General features: G+C 56.2%; 21 protein-coding genes and 1 pseudogene. 9 read left to right on the top strand and 13 right to left on the bottom strand.

Annotation, left to right across the window (positions count from 1 at the left end; genetic code table 11):
* Positions 1–2 precede the first annotated feature (2 nt).
* The 4 genes from OZ656_RS12005 to OZ656_RS11990 all read right to left on the bottom strand — a co-directional run bounded on the left by OZ656_RS12005 (position 3) and on the right by OZ656_RS11990 (position 4,115).
* The gene (locus tag OZ656_RS12005) at positions 3–773 is read right to left on the bottom strand and encodes a substrate-binding periplasmic protein (RefSeq protein ID WP_379944525.1); all 771 of its coding nucleotides are present in this window, start codon (positions 771–773) and stop codon (positions 3–5) included.
* A gap of 174 nt (positions 774–947) precedes the next feature.
* The gene (locus OZ656_RS12000) at positions 948–2,135 is read right to left on the bottom strand and encodes an iron-containing alcohol dehydrogenase (protein WP_379944524.1); all 1,188 of its coding nucleotides are present in this window, start codon (positions 2,133–2,135) and stop codon (positions 948–950) included.
* Positions 2,135–2,680 carry a hypothetical protein gene (locus OZ656_RS11995; protein ID WP_379944523.1) on the bottom strand — a complete coding sequence of 182 codons (546 nt, stop codon included), beginning with the start codon at positions 2,678–2,680 and terminating at the stop codon, positions 2,135–2,137. The genes OZ656_RS12000 and OZ656_RS11995 overlap by 1 nt, the downstream gene beginning before the upstream one ends.
* A gap of 160 nt (positions 2,681–2,840) precedes the next feature.
* A complete protein-coding gene (locus tag OZ656_RS11990) occupies positions 2,841–4,115 on the bottom strand; it encodes a M48 family metalloprotease (RefSeq protein ID WP_379944522.1) in 1,275 nt (424 codons plus the stop codon).
* A 167-nt stretch (positions 4,116–4,282) separates the two neighbouring features.
* Between OZ656_RS11990 and OZ656_RS11985 the strand changes: the two genes are divergently transcribed.
* The 7 genes from OZ656_RS11985 to OZ656_RS11955 all read left to right on the top strand — a co-directional run bounded on the left by OZ656_RS11985 (position 4,283) and on the right by OZ656_RS11955 (position 11,820).
* Positions 4,283–5,023 (top strand): DUF599 domain-containing protein, encoded by a 741-nt coding sequence (locus OZ656_RS11985; RefSeq protein WP_153741075.1) that lies wholly within the window; start codon positions 4,283–4,285, stop codon positions 5,021–5,023.
* A gap of 18 nt (positions 5,024–5,041) precedes the next feature.
* Entirely contained in the window at positions 5,042–5,512 is a 471-nt protein-coding gene (locus OZ656_RS11980; RefSeq protein ID WP_153741076.1) for a PaaI family thioesterase, read from the top strand.
* Positions 5,509–5,943, top strand: coding sequence for a PaaI family thioesterase (locus OZ656_RS11975; protein WP_011784563.1), 435 nt, complete (start codon positions 5,509–5,511; stop codon positions 5,941–5,943). The genes OZ656_RS11980 and OZ656_RS11975 overlap by 4 nt, the downstream gene beginning before the upstream one ends.
* Before the next feature lie 101 nt (positions 5,944–6,044).
* Positions 6,045–7,937 carry a molecular chaperone HtpG gene (gene htpG / locus OZ656_RS11970; protein WP_278350869.1) on the top strand — a complete coding sequence of 631 codons (1,893 nt, stop codon included), beginning with the start codon at positions 6,045–6,047 and terminating at the stop codon, positions 7,935–7,937.
* A gap of 14 nt (positions 7,938–7,951) precedes the next feature.
* Positions 7,952–8,170, top strand: coding sequence for a DUF2835 domain-containing protein (locus tag OZ656_RS11965; protein ID WP_014421794.1), 219 nt, complete (start codon positions 7,952–7,954; stop codon positions 8,168–8,170).
* Positions 8,171–8,520: 350 nt separating this feature from the next.
* On the top strand, positions 8,521–10,692 hold the full coding sequence (katG, locus tag OZ656_RS11960; RefSeq protein ID WP_273031551.1) for a catalase/peroxidase HPI: 2,172 nt from the start codon (positions 8,521–8,523) through the stop codon (positions 10,690–10,692).
* A gap of 150 nt (positions 10,693–10,842) precedes the next feature.
* Positions 10,843–11,820, top strand: coding sequence for a tRNA-dihydrouridine synthase (locus OZ656_RS11955; protein WP_278350871.1), 978 nt, complete (start codon positions 10,843–10,845; stop codon positions 11,818–11,820).
* A 3-nt stretch (positions 11,821–11,823) separates the two neighbouring features.
* Here the strand turns inward: OZ656_RS11955 and OZ656_RS11950 are convergent.
* A pseudogene (locus tag OZ656_RS11950) lies at positions 11,824–12,786 on the bottom strand (class I fructose-bisphosphate aldolase).
* Positions 12,787–12,938: 152 nt separating this feature from the next.
* On the opposite strand from OZ656_RS11950, the gene OZ656_RS11945 reads away from it, so the two are divergent.
* Positions 12,939–14,984 (top strand): dehydrogenase, encoded by a 2,046-nt coding sequence (locus tag OZ656_RS11945; RefSeq protein ID WP_278350872.1) that lies wholly within the window; start codon positions 12,939–12,941, stop codon positions 14,982–14,984.
* A 7-nt stretch (positions 14,985–14,991) separates the two neighbouring features.
* Here the strand turns inward: OZ656_RS11945 and OZ656_RS11940 are convergent, their stop codons facing one another.
* The 3 genes from OZ656_RS11940 to OZ656_RS11930 form a co-directional block, all read right to left on the bottom strand.
* A complete protein-coding gene (locus OZ656_RS11940) occupies positions 14,992–15,477 on the bottom strand; it encodes a GNAT family N-acetyltransferase (protein WP_014421789.1) in 486 nt (161 codons plus the stop codon).
* Between the two features lie 6 nt (positions 15,478–15,483).
* Positions 15,484–15,816, bottom strand: a complete 333-nt coding sequence (locus OZ656_RS11935; RefSeq protein ID WP_113879638.1) for an SMR family transporter — start codon at positions 15,814–15,816, stop codon at positions 15,484–15,486.
* Between the two features lie 67 nt (positions 15,817–15,883).
* Complete coding sequence (locus tag OZ656_RS11930) at positions 15,884–16,573, bottom strand: aspartate/glutamate racemase family protein (protein WP_278350873.1); 690 nt, start codon at positions 16,571–16,573, stop codon at positions 15,884–15,886.
* Between the two features lie 252 nt (positions 16,574–16,825).
* On the opposite strand from OZ656_RS11930, the gene OZ656_RS11925 reads away from it, so the two are divergent.
* Positions 16,826–16,987, top strand: coding sequence for a CCGSCS motif protein (locus OZ656_RS11925; protein ID WP_022992530.1), 162 nt, complete (start codon positions 16,826–16,828; stop codon positions 16,985–16,987).
* Positions 16,988–17,292: 305 nt separating this feature from the next.
* Here the strand turns inward: OZ656_RS11925 and OZ656_RS11920 are convergent, their stop codons facing one another.
* From OZ656_RS11920 to OZ656_RS11900, 5 genes are all read right to left on the bottom strand, one after another.
* Positions 17,293–17,700, bottom strand: a complete 408-nt coding sequence (locus OZ656_RS11920; RefSeq protein ID WP_278350874.1) for a hypothetical protein — start codon at positions 17,698–17,700, stop codon at positions 17,293–17,295.
* A gap of 12 nt (positions 17,701–17,712) precedes the next feature.
* The gene (locus OZ656_RS11915) at positions 17,713–18,045 is read right to left on the bottom strand and encodes a YnfA family protein (protein WP_278350875.1); all 333 of its coding nucleotides are present in this window, start codon (positions 18,043–18,045) and stop codon (positions 17,713–17,715) included.
* 79 nt (positions 18,046–18,124) lie between these two features.
* On the bottom strand, positions 18,125–19,123 hold the full coding sequence (locus tag OZ656_RS11910; RefSeq protein WP_278350876.1) for a serine hydrolase: 999 nt from the start codon (positions 19,121–19,123) through the stop codon (positions 18,125–18,127).
* 102 nt (positions 19,124–19,225) lie between these two features.
* Positions 19,226–19,714, bottom strand: coding sequence for a hypothetical protein (locus tag OZ656_RS11905; protein WP_278350877.1), 489 nt, complete (start codon positions 19,712–19,714; stop codon positions 19,226–19,228).
* A gap of 132 nt (positions 19,715–19,846) precedes the next feature.
* Positions 19,847–20,653: a tetratricopeptide repeat protein gene (locus OZ656_RS11900; protein ID WP_278350878.1), complete on the bottom strand. Its 807-nt coding sequence runs from the start codon at positions 20,651–20,653 to the stop codon at positions 19,847–19,849.
* Between the last annotated feature and the right edge of the window lie 24 nt (positions 20,654–20,677).

Raw genomic sequence — 20,677 nt, 5'->3', positions numbered from 1 at the left:
TTTTAGCGATAGTTTGAGAGAATGGCGTCGAGTTCGCCATTCTCCTGGATATTTGCCAGCTCCTGGTTGAAGGCCTCGGCAAACGCTTTCCAGTCTTTACGCAGCATGATCCGGAAGCCGAACTGGCTGATTCCTTCCACAGAAGAGCGAAAGTGCTCGGTCAGTCCTTCGTTCCTGAGAATCCATTGCCCGACCAACCGATCCGCAAGCGCTGCGTGAAACTGCTCGCCATGCAGCACAAAGGTGAAAATCTCCCGATCTCTGGAGGCGTCAAATCGCTTAATGCGATGATCTTTGAAATAGGGCTCGAGAAAGGGATAGTAGTATCCCAGTGGCGTGACAATCGTCTTGCCGTAGAGGTCTGCGGGGTGTTTGTATTCAAGCTCAGAGCTCTTCGGGAAGAAGAATACTTCCTCCACGTGAACGACCGGGTCGGTAAACAGGAACTTCTCCGGCTCTTCCGTCCACTCTATGGCCCTTGGAGTGCCGTCAATGTAGCCGTCGGCAAGCATAGGGTCTACCCGTTTTCTGGGGATTTTTACCGGTTCCACGTCGTAGCCCAGGCGGGGGACAATCAGGTTTACCACGTCCCACATAATACCGGAGGGCTTGCTGCCATCAACGATCAGATAAGGTGGGTAGCCGTTAGGAGAGATGTTGAAGCGGAACACCCGCTCCTGATTGTCCACTTCGGCAGCGGCATTGCCACTGAAAGTGGTTAGCAGGCTCAACAGGATCGCGGTAAAGGAGAGCTTGAAAAGGAGTTTCTTCATGGCGGAACTCTGGATAGGACAGGCCCATACGCTGGTTAGATCGATACCCGGCCAACTCCCTGCCAGAATGCCCGCTAAATATTACCTTCTTACTATTTTATTTCAATCATTGTGAATCTGACTTTGGGCTAACCCCGGCCAGAGAGGGCCGGGGCGAGATATGCCTCTGAGGTATCAGGCCCAGGCGCGACGAAGCAACGCCATGGCATCTTCGTGGCTCACTTCCCGGGGGTTGAACATGATCGAGCCGTCGTCCAGGGCCAGCTTGGCAATGCTTTCCAGCTGATTTTCCAGTACTTTGCCGGTTTCTTTCAACGTACGGGGCAGTTCGCAGCGCTTGTAGAGGGCATCCCGCAGTTTTCGAATGGCTGAAATACTGGCCTCGGCACGTCGACTCGCAGGGGTGGCCGAGTAGACGTCCGGACCTTCCAGGTACAGCAGTAGCTCGCCCAAAGGCTCCCGAATGCTCTCAAGGTTGAACTCAAGCACATAGGGCAGGTACAGGCTCATGCACAGTCCGTGGGGCAGGTGGCAGATGGCTCCGGTAGCGTGCCCCAGAGAGTGGACCAGGCCCACCATGGAGTTGGAAAAGGCAATGCCCGCCATGGTGGAAGCCTGGGCCAGTTCCAGTCGGCCATCACTGTCTTTCGGATTATCCATGACTGAAAGCAGGGATTGGCTCACCTTCTTGACTGCTGCCGTGGCGTAGGCGTCGCTCAGGGGGTTCTTGGCCATGCAGGTGAACGCTTCTGTAGCGTGGGTGAGAGCGTCCATGGCGGTGGCTGCCGTAATGTGGGGCGGCAGGGTCAGGGTCATACGCGGGTCGATGATGGCGGCGTTAGGCAGCAGGAATGATGAGGTAAACGGAAGTTTTACGCCTTTTTTCTCATCGGTTATGACCGCCACCGAGGTTACCTCTGAACCGGTGCCCGCAGTGGTAGGCACCACAAAGAAAGGCTTGAGCGGGTGCTTGAGAACACCGGCGCCACTGTATTTGGCGATATCATCGCCGCCTTCGGATACCAGAATATTGACCGCCTTGCCGGTATCAATGGCGGAGCCGCCGCCCACGGCAATGATCGAGTCACATTTTTCCTTGCGGTAAACGCTGGCAATGTCTTTCACCACCGACGTGGAGGAATCCGGTGGCACATCATCGTAAATGGATACAATCTCCAGCCCGCTTTCTTCGCAGGCGGCAATCACCGGCTCGAGCAAGCCGGCCGCGCGCACCCCTTTATCGGTCACAATCATGGGCCGTTTGGCTGCCAGGCCAGTCAGTTCATAGGGAATGTGTTCCAGCGCGGCTTTACCGGCAATCACTTTTACCGGGCAGAAGAACTCGTAGTATTTGTTGGTCATTATGCTCTCACTGTCTCGACGAATTGGGTGGCGACTTTCAGATAAATGCGGGCGGCACTGATGAGTTTTTCAGGCAGTTTGATGCTTGCCGGATATTCTTTGACCGCCCTTTCGGCAATTAGTCGGGGCAGGATGAATGATTCCAGTCGGTTGAGAACCCGGGTCATCCGCACCGCGTAACTCACATCCCCATCCACCAGCATGCGGTCGTTGGCAAAGGCAACGGAGGTCTTCTCCTGAAACGACAGTACCAGGAAGGCATGGGCGATATGCTTGAACTGGATCGAGAGGTCAACGGGGCGTGGAGCTTCATCCCCGTGGAAGAGCAATTTACCGTTGCCGGTGTGCTCAACGATGAGTTTTGGCCCGTTGGGCATAACCTGCATCTCGAACAGGAAGCCCTCCGGCAGTTCGCAGGTTTCGTTGCGGGTGGCTTCATCCACCTCGCTGATTGCCTGCATTGCGCGCCCCATCACCTGGAACATGAGCTCAACATAGCTGCGTCGTGCGTGGGACATCATTGGCTGAAGTCGTTTTACGATCATGATCGCCATCCGATTGTTGTTGGTTAATCTGATTTTTAGAGTTATTGCTCTAGAAGTCAATGCAATCGTTGACGCGGTTTTTGTGTCAGGTCAGCAAATGTGACAACCATAAAAAAAACCGGGCGTATTGGCGCCCGGCTTTTTTTGAAACTGCAAAGAGCTATTCGTTGAGTTCGGCCAGCTTGCGCTGAGCTTCAGCCCCCACATCACCACCGGCCTCAGCGGCGGTGGAGTAATAGGCTACTGCCTCCCTGCGTTGGCCCTGTTGCCGCGCGATATCACCTAGTCGGAGATAGGCAATGGAAGTCGGTACCACCTGATTGGCTTTCTCCAGATGGCTTTTTGCCTTGCCAAGGTTGTTCAGCTCCAGTTCGTTCAAACCGCTGTACAGCTGATACTGGAACATCTCCGGATAGAGTGACACGGCCTTGTCGAAATCGGCTTTGGCCTTCTCCGGTTGTTCCATGCCCCGATAGATTCGGCCGCGCAGCGCAAAGAACATAGCTTCTCGTGGTTCCAGCTTGATGGCCTTGTTTACCTGATCGAGAGCCGCTTCATACTTGCCTTCTGAGGCCAGCTTCATGGCTTCATCGTGAGCATCGTAGGCTGGCTGAAGTTCCTTGAGCTTGGCGATACGACGCTGGTAAACATCCCGGCCGCGATAACCGCCGGAACCGATGTTCTGAACCAGTTCCTGGTTTTCCTGAACCCGTTTTGCAGAGGGCGGGTGTGTAGCGAACAGGCCATCCAGCCATCCGCTCTGGCGCCCTTCCGATAACTTCAGAAACAGCTGTTGCAGCTCCACGGCGGCTTGCGGATCATAGCCGGCTTCTTTCATATATCGGATACCGTAGGCATCGGATTCCAGTTCATCCCCCTGGCTGTATTGGGCCAGTGCCAGCTGTGCGCCCAGAGCCGCACCGCCCATGATCAGCCCGGCCCACTCATTATCGGAAAGAGCGAACCCCAGCCCGGCCACTCCGGCACTGATCAGCATGCTCTGTTGCATGCGCTGTACGCTGTGGCGAGCCGCGGCATGGACAATCTCATGGCCCAGTACGGATGCCAGCTGTGCCTCATCCTCCAGCTCTACCAGCAGGCCCCGGTTGATGGCTATCTTGCCGCCGGGCAGGGCCCAGGCATTGGGCACGCTGTTGTTGAGCACGACAAATTCATAGGGAAGGTCTGGTCGGTCACTCACGCGAGCCAGCTTCTGGCCAACATCACGCACATAAATGGACAGCTCCGGATCAATATAGAAGCGGCCGCCCTGAGTCTGTTGCGTGGGTGTGTACTGCTCCGCGCCCAGGGCCAGTTCCTGATTTTCGGAAATCAGCGAAAGCTGCTTCTCCCCGGTTACCGGGTTCACCGAGCATCCACCCAGCCCGGTCAGGACGAGGGCGATTGCCGCTATTGCTAGATATCTGGTCAGCATTCCGGGTCTCACTTATGGCTCCTTAGCATTGGGGTAAGTTTATAGCACAGACCGGTTTCCGTCGTCGGTCCCGCCCAGCCGACAGTGGCCGGAGCGCGCCCCTTGGCGTATCATAACGGAAGTTATCGCCCCATTTATCTCCCCAATCCAGGCTTTTTAACCACCCAATGAGCTACTATCTGGAATTTTTGGCACTGATCTGGTTTTTTGTCTGCTGGGGAGGGTATACCTGGTATTCGCGCAATCGCGCCAATTCGCGCTCGTGCCTGTCGAACACCCTGGATTTATACCGGGAAGACTGGATGCGGGTCATGCTCAAGCGTGAAAACCGCATTTCAGACGCCTCGGTTGTCGGCAACCTGGAACGCAATGGTGCGTTTTTTGCCTCCAGCTGTCTGTTGATTCTCGCCGGTATTATCACCGCCCTGGGGTATACCCGCGAGGCCATGGAGATTTTCGCCACCATGCCATTTTCCGCCGTACCCAGCCGGGAAATCTGGGAATTGCGATTGGTGGTGTTGCTGGTGGTCTTCATTTACGCGTTTTTCAAGTTCACCTGGTCCATGAGAATGTACAACTTCGTGGCCGTCATGATTGGCAGTGCGCCGCTGCCAGACGACAGCAAGACCAGTCCAGCAGCGCGAGAGGCCTTTGCCCGCAGCGCCGGCAACATCTGTAACCTGGCCGGCGACGCCTTTAACCTTGGCTTGCGTTCTTACTACTATGCCCTGGCTGTGGTGGCCTGGTTCATTCATCCGGTGGCCTTTATGGCCGCCTCAACCCTGGTGGTGTACGTACTCTACCGCCGGGAATTCCACTCAGACGCATTATCCGCCCTGCGGGACGGCAAGGTCTTCGAAGAGGCCATACCCGCCCGTGCCGACGCGGACGTGAAATCCAAGAGCTGATCTGCAGGACAGTCCTGAATGAATGATGAAACCCGAATAAACCGCGTTAACCGGTTTATCAGCACACTCAACCAGGCAAGGGAACTGGGTTTGAACGCAACGGATGCGGGTGAAGGTTACCTGGTCATGGAATTACCTTACAGCGACAAGATTATTGGCAACCCGGACACCGGCGTTATCCACGGTGGCGCCATCACCACCCTGATGGATACTGCCTCCGGTTCGGTGATGATCTGTGGTCTGGACGAATTTGAACTCTGCCCGACCCTGGATCTCCGGGTGGATTACATGCGCCCGGCGGAGCCCCGAAAGCCGGTGTACGCCAGGGCGGAGACCTACAAGATCACCCGGAACATTATCTTTACCCGTTGCGAGGCCTATCAGGAAGGGGGTGAGACCATCGCCAACTGTGTGGGTACCTTCATGCGCATTGGCAAAGAAGCCACGCCGAAATCCTATCGAGACCTGATCACCGGAGGTGAAGAATGACCGACCCGGAAATTCTGCGCTATACCCAGGAAACCGGCGACTTCTCCCGCATGATGGAAAGCATCCCGTACGCCAGCTGGATTGGCCTGCAGTGTGACCGTTTTGGGGATGATCTGATCTTTCGCCTGCCCGCAAAAGAAGAGAACCTGGGCAATCCGATCCTGCCGGCCATTCATGGTGGTGTGATTGGTGGGTTTATGGAAATGTCTGCGGCGATCTACCTGATTATGTCCCAGGACACCTTCCGCATGCCCCGGATCGTGGATTTCTCCCTCGACTACCTTCGGGCCGGCCTGAACCGGGAAACCTACGCTGAGTGCCGGCTTACCCGCCAGGGTAACCGCGTGGCCAACGTGATGATCTCGGCCTGGCAGAAGTCCCGCTCCCAGCCCATCGCCACCGCCCGTGCTCACTTCCTGCTCGAAGACTGATTTTGGGTGCTCGCGGGGGTTGAAATACTCCGGCCAACCCCCACTCTCTTGCTCATCGAACTGTTTCTTTATTTGTGACACAGCAGGAGACCAAACCAGCCATGACGGTAGAAGCCAACAAAGAGATCCTGGGATTCCAGACCGAAGTGAAGCAACTGCTTCACCTGATGATCCACTCTCTGTACTCGAACAAAGAGATCTTCCTTCGTGAGCTCATCTCAAACGCCTCAGACGCCGAAGACAAACTGCGCTTCGCCGCCCTGAAAGACGACAAACTCTACGAAAGCGATTCCGACCTCAGAATCCGCCTGGACTACGACAAAGACGCCGGAACCATCACCATCGCCGACAACGGCATCGGCATGAACCGCGACGATGTGATTGCCAACCTGGGCACCATCGCCAAGTCCGGCACCGCCGAGTTCCTCAAGCAGCTGTCTGGCGACGAGAAAAAAGACAGCAAGCTGATCGGTCAGTTCGGTGTTGGTTTCTACTCCGCGTTCATCGTGGCGGACAAAGTGGAAGTGTTCACCCGCAAGGCGGGCGAGCCTGCCGACAACGGCGTGCACTGGGAATCCAAGGGCGATGGCGAGTTCACCATCGAGCCGGCGACACGTGAGCAGCGTGGTACCGAAATCGTGCTGCATCTGAAAGCCGAGGATAAAGAGTTTGCCGATGGCTGGAAACTGCGCAGCCTGGTGAAAAAGTATTCTGATCACATTTCGTTCCCGGTGGTGATGAAGTCCGAATCCGAGGAAGAGGACAAAAAGGGCGAAGAAGAGACGGTGAACGATGCCACCGCCCTGTGGACGCTGCCTCGTACCGAGATCAAAGACGAAGAGTACAAGGAATTCTACAAACACATCGCCCACGATTTTGAAGACCCGCTGACCTGGTCTCACAACAAGGTCGAAGGCAAGCTGGACTACACCAGCCTGCTGTACATCCCCAAGCGCGCGCCGTTCGACCTGTACAACCGGGAAGCGCCCCGTGGCTTGAAACTGTACGTGCAGCGCGTGTTCATCATGGACGACGCAGAACAGTTCCTGCCGCTGTACCTGCGGTTCGCCAAGGGCGTGATCGATTCCAACGATCTGTCCCTGAACGTATCGCGGGAAATCCTGCAGAACGACAGCACCGTGGAGAGCATCCGCACCGCCATGACCAAACGGGTGCTGGACATGCTGTCCAAGCTGGCCAAGAAAGACGGCGATGAATACCAGGGCTTCTGGGATGAGTTTGGCACCGTGCTGAAAGAAGGTCCGGCAGAGGACTTCAGCAACCGCGAAAAAATTGCGGGACTGTTGCGCTTTGCCACCACCCATACCGGCGAAGCCACCCAGAACGTCTCTCTGGATGATTACATCAGCCGGATGAAGGAAGGCCAGAACAAGATCTACTACATCACCGGCGACAACTTTGCCGCCGCCAAGAGCAGCCCGCACCTTGAAGTGTTCCGCAAGAAAGGGATCGAGGTACTCATCCTCTCTGACCGCATCGACGAATGGATGATGGGCTATCTGAGCGAATACGACGGCAAGCAGTTCCAGGACGTGGCCCGTGGTGATCTCGACCTGGGTGAAGTGGAAACCGAGGAAGACAAGAAGCACCAGGAAGAAGCCGCCAAAGAGCACAAGGATCTGCTGGAGCGCATCAAGACCGCTCTGGAAGACCAGGTGCAGGAAGTACGGGTAACCAACCGACTGACCGATTCACCGGCCTGCCTGGTGGTGGGGCAGTTCGATATGGGCGCCCAGATGAAGAAGATCATGGAAGCTGCCGGCCAGAAAGTGCCGGAGAGCAAGCCGATCTTTGAAATCAACGTGGATCATCCGCTGGTGCAGCGACTGGAAACAGAGCAGGGCGAACAGCGCTTCAGGGAGCTTTCTGCCGTTCTGTTCGACCAGGCCACTCTGGCCAGCGGCGAACAGTTGAAAGACCCGGGCGCCTACGTAAGCCGCCTGAACCGTCTGCTGCTTGAACTGGCCAACTGAGCCAGGCATCGCCAATGCAGCAGATCATTGTGGACATCAGCATCAGCCCTGATGAGTGGATCAAGCTTTATCAGGGCGTGGCGACCGATGTTCACACCAGGGCCCGGGACGGACGTTCTGTCCGCTTCCCGGCCCGTATCCTCTCCCGTTTTTTCCTCAACGACGGCGTACGTGGCAGCTTCCGTATCCTGTTTGACGATGCCGGAAAGTTCACCTCTATCGAACGCCTTTAGGTGATAAATAAAAACTCTCGTAAATTTATTTTTAATTAATTGTTTCTCTTGATGGCGTCGGCGGTAAGGTAACGGTGTTCTCGTTAACACAGGAGTTGCCCTATGTCAGCGTTGTCCTATCTCACATCGGTAGCATGGAGTGACTCTCTGGGAATTCTGGCGGATTACTGCGGGAATTATGCGATTGCCCAGTGAGTTACAGATTTGCCAGTGAAGCGGGAGAGTCGATAGTCCTTCACTATTCTGGCGGTAGGAAACATTCAAGCAGCCAACTGTGAATGATCTATATTGATAGTTGCTCTTGAATAATAAACGCCTTTTTGCCAATGACGCAGAAGCAGGAGAGTACGATGAGTGAGACGAATTCTGGTGGTAAGTGCCCGGTTATGCACGGTGCTAATTCAACTGAAAATCGCGATGTCATGAACTGGTGGCCGGAGGCGCTGAACCTCGACATCCTGCACCAGCACGATCGCAAGACCAATCCCCTGGGCGAAGACTTTGACTATCGCGAAGAAGTCAAAAAGCTCGACTTCGAAGCCGTCAAAAAAGACCTGCACGCCCTGATGACAGACAGCCAGGACTGGTGGCCGGCAGACTGGGGCCACTACGGCGGCTTGATGATCCGTATGTCCTGGCACGCAGCGGGCACCTACCGTATCCAGGATGGCCGTGGCGGCGGTGGCACCGGTAACCAGCGCTTTGCGCCGCTGAACTCCTGGCCCGATAACGTCAGCCTTGATAAGGCCCGCCGCCTGCTGTGGCCGATCAAGAAAAAGTACGGCAACAAGCTGAGCTGGGCCGACCTGATCATCCTGGCCGGTACCGTGGCCTATGAGTCCATGGGACTGCCGTCATACGGTTTCTCCTTTGGCCGCGAGGACATCTGGCACCCGGAAAAAGATATTTACTGGGGTAACGAGAAAGAGTGGCTGGCTCCCTCTGACGAGCGCTACGGCGACGTAGAAAAGCCTGACACCATGGAAAATCCGCTGGCAGCGGTTCAGATGGGCCTGATCTATGTGAACCCGGAAGGCGTGAACGGCCAGCCGGACCCGATCAAGACCGGTGAGCAGGTGCGCGTCACCTTCGCCCGTATGGCGATGGATGATGAAGAAACCGCAGCCCTGACGGCTGGTGGCCACACTGTTGGTAAGTGTCACGGTAACGGTGACGCAGGTGCCCTCGGGCCCGAGCCGGAAGCGGCTGATGTGGAAGAGCAGGGCTTTGGCTGGAGTAACCCGAACATGAAGGGTAAAGCTGCCAATGCCGTGACTTCTGGTATTGAGGGGGCCTGGACGACTCATCCGACCAAGTTTGATATGGGATACTTTGACCTTCTGTTCGGCTACGAGTGGGAGCTCAAGAAGAGCCCGGCCGGTGCCTGGCAATGGGAACCCATCAACATGAAGGAAGAGGACAAGCCGCTGGATGCCAGCGATCCGTCCAAGCGCCACAACCCGATCATGACTGATGCCGACATGGCCATGAAGATGGATCCGAAGTACCGTGCAATCTGTGAGAAGTTCATGGCAGATCCGGAATACTTCAAGGACTGCTTCGCCCGTGCCTGGTTCAAGCTGACTCACCGGGATCTCGGCCCCAAGGCCCGTTACATTGGCCCGGAAGCCCCGGCAGAAGACCTGATCTGGCAGGATCCGGTACCGGCTGGCAGCACCGACTACTGCGAAGAAGTGGTCAAAGAGAAGATTGCGGACAGTGGCCTGAGCATCAGTGAGATGGTCAGCACCGCCTGGGACAGCGCCCGTACCTTCCGCGGCTCTGATATGCGTGGTGGCGCCAACGGTGCGCGGATCCGCCTGGCACCTCAGAAAGACTGGGAAGGCAACGAGCCTGCTCGTCTGAGCAAAGTGCTGAAGGTTTACGAGCAGATCTCTGCTGAAACCGGTGCCAGCGTGGCCGATGTGATCGTCCTGGCCGGTAGCGTGGGTATCGAGAAAGCAGCGAAATCGGCCGGTTACGAGGTTCGCGTGCCCTTCCTGAAGGGGCGTGGCGATGCAACCGATGAGATGACCGATGCCCCGTCTTTCGAGTACCTGGAGCCGGTAGCCGATGGCTTCCGGAACTGGCAGAAGAAAGACTACATCGTGAAGCCGGAAGAGCTGCTGCTCGACCGCGCCCAGCTGATGGGTCTGACTGCACCGGAAATGACGGTACTGATCGGCGGTATGCGGGTGCTGGGCACCAACCATGGCGGTACCAAGCATGGTGTGTTCACAGACCGCGAAGGCCAGCTTACGAACGACTTCTTCGTGAACCTGACCGACATGGCTTACAGCTGGAAGCCAGTGGGTAACGGTACGTACGAGATCCGCGATCGCAAGACTGACCAGACCAAGTGGACCGCTAGCCGGGTAGACCTGGTGTTCGGCTCCAACTCCATCCTGCGTTCCTACGCAGAGGTGTACGCCCAGGACGACAACGGCGAGAAGTTCGTGAAGGACTTTATCGCTGCCTGGACCAAGGTCATGAACAACGACCGTTTTGACGTACAGGCATAATCTGCCGGTAACGTTGTGAGAAGCCCCCAGCCGGGCATCCTGTTTCGGGATGCCCGGCTACCTATTTTCTCCCGAATTCCTTACAATCGGCTCCGCCTGATTTTTGATCAGCCGCACTCTGATTCACTCCTCTCAGTTTCTGGAGCCTTCATGCGAATCATCCTTGCCCCGATGGAAGGGCTGGTCGACGCACCTATCCGTGAAACCTTGACCAAGGTCGGCGGGATTGACCGGTGCGTGACGGAATTTATTCGCGTGACCCACGGCATGTTGCCGCCCCGGATTTTCTACAAGTACGCTCCGGAGCTATACAACGGTGCGCTCACCGAGGTAGGTACACCCGTGGCCGTCCAACTGCTGGGCTCCAACGCCGACATGATGGGCCGTCACGGTGCCAAGGCTGCGGAGCTGGGAGCAGGACAGGTGGACATCAACTTCGGCTGCCCGGCCAAGACCGTGAACAAACACAAAGGTGGTTGCGTGCTAATGCGCGAGCCCGAGCTGATGTATGAAATCACCGCGGCCGTTCGTAAAGCCGTGCCTGCGGATATTCCGGTAACGGCCAAGATGCGATTGGGTTACGACGACCGTTCCATGGGCGTGGCCTGTGGCCAGGCTCTGGAAGCGGCCGGTGCTTCTGAGATTGTCATTCACGCTCGCAGTAAGGTAGATGGCTACAAGCCGCCCGCCTACTGGGAAGAAATCGCCAGGGTACGCGAAGCCGTGAACAGCCATGTGATTGCCAATGGCGAAATCTGGACCGTGGACGATTACTGGCGCTGCCGGAAAGTCTCCGGCTGCGACGATGTAATGATCGGCCGTGGCCTGATCGCCAGGCCAGACCTGGCGGCCCAGATCAAGGCCTCCCAGAGCGGTGAAACACGGGACCCCATGAGCTGGGCAGAGGCTGTCGTGTTGGTGCGGGAATACGCGGCCGCCCTGCAAACCCGCCTGGAAGACAAATATGTGACCGGCCGGATCAAGCAATGGCTCAATTACCTGCGCCAGGGTTTTGAAGAGGCCGAGGCGCTGTGGCCCCAGGCCCGTAAAATCCGGGGAGTAGCGCCGATGCTGGCCTGTCTGGATCAGACGTTAGATCTGCCGCAGCGCCACACCAACGCAGCCTAATTATCAGCTTCCATTGAGCCTGGCCCGTTTTTTCATGGCCGCCTGTGCTGCCCCTGCATTCTCCAGCTTTCCGGCCCAGGCTTTCTGGGCAGGTTCCTGCAGAGCCCGGCCATAGGAGAAACTCAGCTCCCAGGGATGGTAGCCCATGCTGTTCAAAGCATTGAGGTTTTCGGTGGATTCTTCCGGCGTTTGGCCTCCGGAAAGGAAGAAAATCCCCGGCACAGCCGGCGGCACCACTCGCCGGAAAACGCTGAGCGTCGCTTCGGCAACCTGTTCAGGTGTGGCTTTGCCGGATTCCTTGCCCGGTATCACCATGCTGGGCTTCAGCACCATGCATTCCAGGTTCACCCGGTGCCGATGCAGGGCCTTGAACACTTCCAGCAATACGTCTTCGCTAACTTCTGCAGCCCGCTCAATGGTGTGATTTCCGTCAATCAGTACCTCCGGCTCAACAATCGGCACAATACCCATCGACTGGCACACGGCGGCATAGCGGGCCAGCACCTCGGCATTGGATCGAGGGCAGGGTATCCGAGATATGGAACACATCCCGCCACTTGGCGAAGCGGGCACCCATGGCCTTGTAGTGCTCAAGCCGGGCAGCCAGGCCATCCAGCCCGTAGGTAATCTCGTCACCAGGAGCATTCACCAGAGGCCCCTTGCCCTGATCGACCTTGATACCCGGCACCATGCCCTGGCTGGCAAGGAGCTTGGGAATAGCAACGTCTTCCAGGCTCAGTTGTTCCAGGGTCTCTTCGTAAAGAATCACGCCACTGATGTGGTCGCCAAGTCCGGGCGTGGAGAAATAATGCTTCGGTATTCGCGCCGCGTGGCTTCCGTGGATTCAACGCCTACGGCTTTGAAGCGTTTGGCAATGGTCGGTGAGCTTTCGTCTGCGGCCAGAATACCTTTGCCCGGTTGCACCAGATCGGCAATGGTGGCGTTGAGTTCTTCCTGAATGGTCATGGAGCCTCCCTGAATCGGACTGGGGTTTGAGGATTCGACACAGCATGAGTTTAGCCGGTTATTTTGTGCCTGCTATTTGATCTGAGCTAAAGCAGCTGAGCGCTCCATCTTCTAAACTGATTGCATAACAAAACAACAAGGATGCCCGCGCCATGAAAACGGTCGTTAGTGTCAGCCAGGGATCATCGGAATACGATTACGAACTGGAAACCACATTCCTGGAACAGCCTTTCCGGATTATTCGGGTAGGCACGGATGGCAACCTGGAGCGTGCTGAGGCGGTGCTGGATTCCGTTTGCGGGGAGGCCGATGCCATTGGCCTGAGCATGATTCATGATCACTACCAGGTGGGCCGTGAACAGCTGGAACATCCCGATACGGCTCGCCTTGAGGCCTGTATTCCGGACAAACCGGTGACGACCGGTGCCGGCCTCCGGGGTATCTTACAGGAATGGGCGGTACGCCATACGCAGACTGAGCTGGGGCACTTTTTTGACAACGCCCGGGTACTGTTTCTGAACGGCCAGGCCGGCTACCGAATTGCCAAGGCGTTGTCTGAACACACCGACAACCTGTTTTTTGCCGATCCCTATCTGGATTTCGGCGTACCGAGATTGCTTACCTCCCTGCGCCAGCTGGAAACCTATACCTCGTTAACAGCCCCGGTGACCTTCCGCCCGGCAGCGGTCAAGCTCATTGAAGCGCTTCACAAAACACCGATTTACCGCATGGGCGAGAAGCTCATTCGTGGCTCGTTGCATGAGTCGGTAAAGGACTCCCATGTGATTGTGGGAGCCATGGGCGATCTGGAGGCCTTCTCGGAGAAAGAGCTGGACGGTAAAACCGTGATCACCTCCCGGGTCACCGAATCCGCCCTGGACTGGTTTCGCTCCCGCAAGGTGGCCATGGTGGTGGACTACAGCCCCTGGTTGGAAGGTCGACCCGTGGGCGTGAATGTGATGGAGGCGATGATCAGCGCGGCGATGTCCCGCACGCCGGAGCAGCTGGGCGCAGACGACTTCCTGGATGTTATTCAGACCCTGGGAATTGAGCCGCGGATTCTTTACCCCAACGGTTATCGGCGGGTAAACCGCTTCGCCTTCGTGATTCATCCGTTGTCTCAGCAGTACCTGACCAAAACCCCACCACTGGACTGGATTGCCAATGTCTCTCCACCCACCGTGATGAACCTGGTGGAGAAGGCTGTGGCTTACACACCGCCTTTCATTTATTCCAAGGTGAGCGGCATCAAATCCCCCACCGGAGATGAAGCCGAGGGATGGCTCATCACCGTAGGCGGCACACCCAGGGAAATCATGGCCCACGGCCCGGAGTTTACCTACAGCCGGTTGTTGGCGGCGGCAAAACTGGCCAAGAAACTTGGGGCCCAGATTATGGGGCTGGGTGCCTTCACCAAAGTGGTGGGGGACGCCGGCATTACTGTGGCCAAACGCGCACCTTTACCGATCACCACGGGTAACAGCTACAGTGCCTCCGGCGCGCTCTGGGCCGCCCACGATGCCGCCAAAAAAGTCGGCCGCGTGAGTATTGGTAAGAGCGGCAAAATGGCGGGTAAGGCGATGGTAGTCGGGGCCACAGGCGCCATCGGTTCCGTGTGCGCGCGCCTGCTGGCCAAAGCCGTGGATGAAATCCACATGGTTGCTCCGGAGGCGGCGAAGTTACTGGCACTGAAGGAAAGCATCGAACTGGAAACACCGGGGGCCATCGTTCACGTCTCTGCCACCATGGATCGGGATCTTTCAGAAATGGATATGGTGGTTACCGCTACGTCCGGGGCCGGTAAACGCATCCTGGATATCATGCAGGTAAAGCCAGGCTGTGTGATCACCGACGTGGCGCGGCCGTTGGATATTCCGGCGGAAGATGTGGCGAAGCGGCCGGATGTGCTGGTGATCGAATCCGGGGAAATCCAGCTACCGGGAGACGTACGCATGAAGGACATCGGCTTGCCCCGGGGCATCGCCTACGCCTGTCTGGCGGAGACGATTGTGCTGGCGCTGGAAGCAAGATTCGAGAACTTCACTCTCGGCCGAAATATTGAATGGGAGAAGGTGCGGGAGATCTACAAGCTCGGGCTCAAGCACGGCATGGAGCTGGCCGCCATATCTGGCGTGAATGGTGTGTTTACCGAGGAGGACTTTGAGCGGGTGCGGACTCTGGCCGAAGAGCCCGCTTGAATCCAGGTCAGGCGTCGAGTTTTTTGCGCATCAGATAACGCAGAAACTGGGCGCCACGCACCGTGACTCGCTGCTCATCCACCACCTCAAAACCGTGGCGCTCGAAGAAGGGCCGGGCGACCACGCTGGCCTCGGTCTTGAGTTCTGTTACGCCCAGCTCTTTGAGCTGCTGTTCTGCCTCGTGATAAAGGGCAGAAGCAATGCCGCGACGGGCGTAGTTGGGAGCGGTGAATACCAGATCGATATGGCCATCTTTTTCATAGGAAATGAAACCGGCGAGATCTGAGCCTTCTTCTGCCACCAGGGTCTCCAGAGACTCCAGGCGCTCGCGCCAGGTATCCAGATGGGGTGTGCGTGAAGCCCATGCATAGCGCTGGGTTTCGTCGTAGGCGCCTGCCGTGAGCTCGTGCACGGAATCGGTGAACAGGCGAACCACCGGGCTCAGATCCTGAATCCGGTATTTACGAATGGTGATCGAAGTTACGGTACTCATGTCGGTTCAGTGTGCACCTGTGTTGGAAAGCAGGTTGATAACCAATACGCCAGCTACAATCAGCAGCATACCGACAACCGCAGGAAAATCCAGCTTTTGACCGAGCAGTAACCAACCAATGAGCGAAATTAATACAATGCCCAGCCCGGCCCAGACGGCATAGGCAATCCCCACTGGAATCACCTTGATGGCCAGCGCCAGAAAATAGAAGGCCACACTGTACCCGATCACCACCACAACACTTGGCAGCAGGCGGGTGAATCCGTCACTGGATTTCAGTGCCGAGGTCGCAATCACTTCAGCCACAATGGCCAGGCCGAGAAGTAGCCAGCTTTTCATAGAACGTGTTAATACCATCACCAAGTGAATGAGGAGCTAAACTGTGGCGGCTGAAACGGCTCGCTGGTCACGCTAAAGCGTGCGCCACGGCTTGTTCAGCGTGGATGCGGGTGGTGTCGTAAAGCGGAATGGCAGTATCAGCCTGCTGCATCAACAAGCCGATTTCGGTACAACCCAGTATTACGCCTTGCGCTCCTCGTGCGGCCAGTAAGTCCAGCACCTGCAGATAGCCCTGTTTAGAAGGCTGGCCGATAATACCACGGCATAGCTCGTCATAAATGACCGTATGCACCAATGCCCTCTGGGCATCATCCGGCACCAGTACGCGAATGCCCCGGTTCTCCAGGCGTTCCTTGTAGAACGCCTGTTCCATCGTAAACTTCGTACCCAGAAGGCCAACACAATCGATGCCGTCGCGATGAAGCGCATCAGCTGTCGCATCGGCAATGTGAAGCATGGTCAGGCCAGAAGCCTTCTCAATACTATCTGCCACTTTGTGCATGGTGTTCGTGCATAACACAATGAAATCCGCACCTGCCGCGGCCAACGCCTTGCCGGCCGCACCAAGAATTTCTCCGGTCGCCGCCCAGTCCCCCTGATGTTGCAGGGCTTCGATCTCGGCAAAATCCAAACTGTAGAGAACCAGTCGCGCTGAGTGCAGCCCGCCCAGCTCGTTTCGCACTCTCTGGTTGATCAACTGATAGTAGGTTTGGCTGGATTCCCAGCTCATTCCACCGATGAGACCTATGGTTTTCATAGTAGTGGCTTCTTCCTTTGAAATAATTGAACCAGGCAAGCCTGCCTGGAATCCGTGCGGCTTCCGTCGAGTTCCCTGAGTCTAGGGGAAACCCCGATGGTATTGTTTTACACATAACGCTGTATAGAGGCTCCGGCACCGGAATCAAATTTGACGTTACCTGAGGTGTAAATCGCTTGACCAAATAGATGTCCACCCAATAACATTCATAAAAAATGAATGTTAAATCCAGTAGCAAACCGAGGTATCCAGATGGCCCTGTCATTCGTGAATATTTTCAAGAAAGAAGACGCAGAAACTGAAAGCAATGGCGTTGAACACGTCGAGGCAAGTGGTATTGCGGAGACGCAGAACGACGAGCCAAAAAAGGGTGGGCACGGCGAGGGCGGTACCTGCTGCGGCTCTTGCTCGTAAGCCTGAGCTTTAAGTTAACCCCGGGCTAGTGTCCCGTCTGGCTAATTCCTTAATCTACTGCTTGCCTCTGAGGCCTCTGACCAAGGCGCCAGTCTGCAGATGTGGTGGTTCCACATCAAGGACTGGCAACACAGGGCTCAGAGTCCTCAGAGACAAGCCCTCCGGGAGCTTCTGAAAAAACGAAGAACGTCGTTCTGCTGGCTCGATTTGGAACCACCAAACCTTCACCAGCACGCCTAGCTCTTCGGTTTTTCAGAAGCTCAGTAGGTTAAGGAATTAGCCAGACGGGACACTAGGGCTCGGGGTTAGTTTCGATCCTTTAACACTGAATAAATCTGATACGCCGCGTGTTCTGAATCTTCAGAAGGCGCCTTTCGGTTTTTTTCCCAAGAAGCCAGCAAATTCAGAACCCGCTTTTCGTCATTACTGCGGAATCCAGGCCAGTACACGTAGGGCACAAGATTCGGGCGGCTGATGAAAAACAGCGCGGTTTCCTCCGGTTTCTCTTCAATATCGCCCCGTAGCCCCAGGGTGAAACGTTGTCCATCGCTTCCGGTGAGCGACACCAGCAAGGAGTTGTTGTCATCGACGCGCCGGGCATTACTCACGGTGATGGGTGGTTCCAGGCTGGGCACAGAGGTTATGGCGTACTGAAAAACAATCAGAGCCAGAAGCAGGACAAGAAGCACCGCCAAAGCGATCGATTTAACCATGAAGAATTTCCGTTAAGCGGAGCGGGGCGCGAACATGATAATGGCCATGCCAATAAGCGCGACGCCGGATCCAACCAGATCCCAGGTTGTGGGTCGAATACCATCAACGGCCCAGAGCCAGAGAATGGCGGTAAAAATATACACTCCACCGTAGGCAGCATATACCCGGCCGGCTGCCGTCGGGTGCAGCGACAGTAACCAGGCAAATGCCGCCAGGCTCAGGGCGCCGGGTAGCAGCAGCCAGATGGATTTACCCTCCCGCAGCCAGAGGTAGGGCAAGTAGCAGCCAATTATTTCAGCCAGCGCCGTAATGATAAAAAGACCGACAGTTTTCAGTTCTGGCAAGGGTGAAACCTCGAATCCTCTTGAATCTGACGTAATGGCAACGTCGCAAGGGTACCAAGTGAGAAGCCGTAAGGCATCACTAGGGGGCAAAAGCCGGAATAACGTGTTCTTCAATCAGCTGAAACTGGCGGCGCAGCAAACTTGAACCCGGTGAAGGCGGAGACGGGTTTGACGTCATTACAATCGTTAGCTCCAGGGAAGGAAGTACGTAGAGCAACTGGCCACCATAACCTCGGCCGTAATAGCCGATTTCGCCTGCCAGCGGGCGGATAAACCAGCCGTAACCGTAGGGATCATCAGTGTAGGCTGACTCGCCCCGGGCGGTCCAGGATTCGCTTACCCAATCTTCCGGGAACAGGCGTTCATTACCCACACTTCCGTCATTGCGATACAGTTCGCCGATCTTCGCGAGATCGCGCGGAGACAGGCGCATATTGTTGCCGCCGAAATAGATTCCCTGTGGTTCCCTGTCCCAGGGTGGAATAGACACACCAAGTGGTTTTCCCAACCAATCCCGAGCCACTTGCAGCGTGCTTCTGCCTGTGCTGACCGTAAGCGCTGCCGAGAGAAGGTGGCTGCTACCGGTGGAATACAGCATACGCCCGCCAGGCTCATCAACAAAAGGGCGGGTCAGCACGTGATTTACCCAGTTGTCGCTGGTTACCCAGGGCCCGTAGTTGGCGCCAGAAGTCCGTTGCAGTCCCGCTTGCAGAGACAGCAAATGGCCCAGTGTAATCTGTTCCACTCCGTCGGTCGCTGAGGCCGGGACACGTTCGCCCAGTGTTTCGATCACCGTCTGCTCAGTGCCTTCAAACACATCCTTTTTAATACCGATACCTACAAGGGCAGCAAGAACAGTTTTCGACAACGACTTAATGTTGGTGGGTGTGTCCAGGCCCTGGTTTTTCAAATCCAGCGCCAACACTTCCTGGCCCTTATGAACGGCAATCAGGGTATGCAGACGATCAATGCGGGCAGCCTCGTGCTCAACGCGGGCCTGCCAAGAATCGGGCTGTGCGCGACTAAACGCGGGCAAGGCCATTACCAATGTGATGATCCAGATCGAAAAGCGGTGCATAGGATTCCGGCTCGATTGCTTTAGGTGAATGCAAGTATTCGGACTTCACTTACACCTTACGCCCGGAATCCGTCACAGGCTCAACGGCATTTGATCCTGTTCTCAGGAATCGTCAGCCTTCACCAGGCGCACCGCAACATCGAGATACTGCGTATCGTTATTCTGGTTCTGCTCTGAACCGAACAGATTTAGCCAGTGACCATCCTTCAAAGACACCTTTCCAGTGGCAGCGCTGTTTTGCTGCCCGGTCTCATATTCGCCGGCAAAGGTGAACGTGAAATCCCCGGGGGATTCCGGCAGGGCTCTTAGTTCAAAGTCCAGTGTTATTTCAGGTGACGACACAAAGCCCTTGCCGTCAGGGTCTACGTCAACTTTCAGTAGACGCGATTGTTCCAGAAACGCCGGGCGTAATTCGGTGGGAGCCTGGCCTGGTTCTGTGGCCTGGCATTCGCAATAGCGAACCTCCAATACCATCGGGCTGTTTTTGAGGTAGTGTTCGGGAGACGGGCCGCCGGCCTGGGTGATGCCTGGAAGCAGGCACAGCGTTGTAAGGCCGAGCAAACCGAATTTGAGTGATGCGATCCTTTGCATGATTGAGCTCCTTTCAAGGTTTAACCATAGATGTTCAAGCTATTCTGTTTTAAATTCCGCCGCAAGTTACGTCGGCCGATTAGAAAAGCCTGCACATTAGCATGCATCGTTTGCAAGCAGACTGGCCACGAATCAAAACGCCTGATTCAGCTTCCTGCGTGCCTCCGCTAACTGGCTCACCGCGAGCCCGTAGGGTTTCAACTCTACGGCTCGCTCCAGGTTATGCACGGCTTCCCGGTAACGTTTCTGGCCAAGTAAAAATGAACCGTAATTGCCCCAGGCGTAGGCATAGTCAGGGTCCAGCTCGATCATTTTGCGATGCAGCCGATCCCGCTCCTCGAGGTTCTTAGTGGCCTTGGCCAACCGCATGCGCTCATGAAGCAACAGGCGTTTCTGATACTTCTGGGATGCTCTGCTCTCGATTTCTTTGAAACCCTCTGCGGCGAATTTTTCGTCTTTGTGGTGTATCGCGATAACCGTCCGCAGGTACCAGGGGTAGAAGCTCTGTTCATTCAGTGAGTCTGCGGTATTCAAATGATCCCAGGCCGTACGCAGTTCGCCTTGAATAATGAGCACCATGGCCAACTGAACGTGTGCCATGGCCAGGTTCGGCCCATTACGAACTGCGCGTTCTGCCTGTTGCCTTGCGGTGCTGACGGCGCTTTCTTCGTAGGCCCGGCGATCGTGTCGTTGCCCAACCTTGTAGCCGCTCACCAGAGTCAGGCGGGATTGGGCAACCGCCACCCATGGCTCGTCGCCGTCCAACACATTGGCGCGCTGAATCAGGTAACTGGCTTCATCTCGTTGATCGAGATCGAGAGGGTCGCGCTCGATCAGGAAATACGCTTGCCTGGCCATTTCGACGGCGGTGGCGGCTTGAGTCAGTGCCGAGAGACACGTGAGGATAATAAGCGCGCCGGCGCTTCTGATTCCCTTCATGAGATACAACTCCTGATTTGCTGA

Source organism: Marinobacter sp. LM1 (assembly GCF_042763285.1).
GTDB classification, from domain to species: Bacteria; Pseudomonadota; Gammaproteobacteria; order Pseudomonadales; family Oleiphilaceae; genus Marinobacter; species Marinobacter nauticus.
Note: the sequence above shows the minus strand (reverse complement) of the source record. Positions and strands in the feature narration are given on the sequence as shown.

Bases quoted from the DNA above. Each gene is read 5' to 3' on its own strand.
- OZ656_RS11930 (WP_278350873.1), bottom strand. From the start codon at position 16,573: ATGAAAACCATAGGTCTCATCGGTGGAATGAGCTGGGAATCCAGCCAA.
- OZ656_RS11945 (WP_278350872.1), top strand. From the start codon at position 12,939: ATGAAAACGGTCGTTAGTGTCAGCCAGGGATCATCGGAATACGATTAC.
- OZ656_RS11985 (WP_153741075.1), top strand. From the start codon at position 4,283: ATGAGCTACTATCTGGAATTTTTGGCACTGATCTGGTTTTTTGTCTGC.
- OZ656_RS11955 (WP_278350871.1), top strand. From the start codon at position 10,843: ATGCGAATCATCCTTGCCCCGATGGAAGGGCTGGTCGACGCACCTATC.
- OZ656_RS11975 (WP_011784563.1), top strand. From the start codon at position 5,509: ATGACCGACCCGGAAATTCTGCGCTATACCCAGGAAACCGGCGACTTC.
- OZ656_RS12005 (WP_379944525.1), bottom strand. From the start codon at position 773: ATGAAGAAACTCCTTTTCAAGCTCTCCTTTACCGCGATCCTGTTGAGC.
- OZ656_RS11935 (WP_113879638.1), bottom strand. From the start codon at position 15,816: ATGAAAAGCTGGCTACTTCTCGGCCTGGCCATTGTGGCTGAAGTGATT.
- htpG (WP_278350869.1), top strand. From the start codon at position 6,045: ATGACGGTAGAAGCCAACAAAGAGATCCTGGGATTCCAGACCGAAGTG.
- OZ656_RS11990 (WP_379944522.1), bottom strand. From the start codon at position 4,115: ATGCTGACCAGATATCTAGCAATAGCGGCAATCGCCCTCGTCCTGACC.
- OZ656_RS11995 (WP_379944523.1), bottom strand. From the start codon at position 2,680: ATGATCGTAAAACGACTTCAGCCAATGATGTCCCACGCACGACGCAGC.
- OZ656_RS11910 (WP_278350876.1), bottom strand. From the start codon at position 19,123: ATGCACCGCTTTTCGATCTGGATCATCACATTGGTAATGGCCTTGCCC.
- OZ656_RS11965 (WP_014421794.1), top strand. From the start codon at position 7,952: ATGCAGCAGATCATTGTGGACATCAGCATCAGCCCTGATGAGTGGATC.
- OZ656_RS11920 (WP_278350874.1), bottom strand. From the start codon at position 17,700: ATGGTTAAATCGATCGCTTTGGCGGTGCTTCTTGTCCTGCTTCTGGCT.
- OZ656_RS11940 (WP_014421789.1), bottom strand. From the start codon at position 15,477: ATGAGTACCGTAACTTCGATCACCATTCGTAAATACCGGATTCAGGAT.
- OZ656_RS11900 (WP_278350878.1), bottom strand. From the start codon at position 20,653: ATGAAGGGAATCAGAAGCGCCGGCGCGCTTATTATCCTCACGTGTCTC.
- OZ656_RS12000 (WP_379944524.1), bottom strand. From the start codon at position 2,135: ATGACCAACAAATACTACGAGTTCTTCTGCCCGGTAAAAGTGATTGCC.
- OZ656_RS11905 (WP_278350877.1), bottom strand. From the start codon at position 19,714: ATGCAAAGGATCGCATCACTCAAATTCGGTTTGCTCGGCCTTACAACG.
- OZ656_RS11980 (WP_153741076.1), top strand. From the start codon at position 5,042: ATGAATGATGAAACCCGAATAAACCGCGTTAACCGGTTTATCAGCACA.
- OZ656_RS11925 (WP_022992530.1), top strand. From the start codon at position 16,826: ATGGCCCTGTCATTCGTGAATATTTTCAAGAAAGAAGACGCAGAAACT.
- katG (WP_273031551.1), top strand. From the start codon at position 8,521: ATGAGTGAGACGAATTCTGGTGGTAAGTGCCCGGTTATGCACGGTGCT.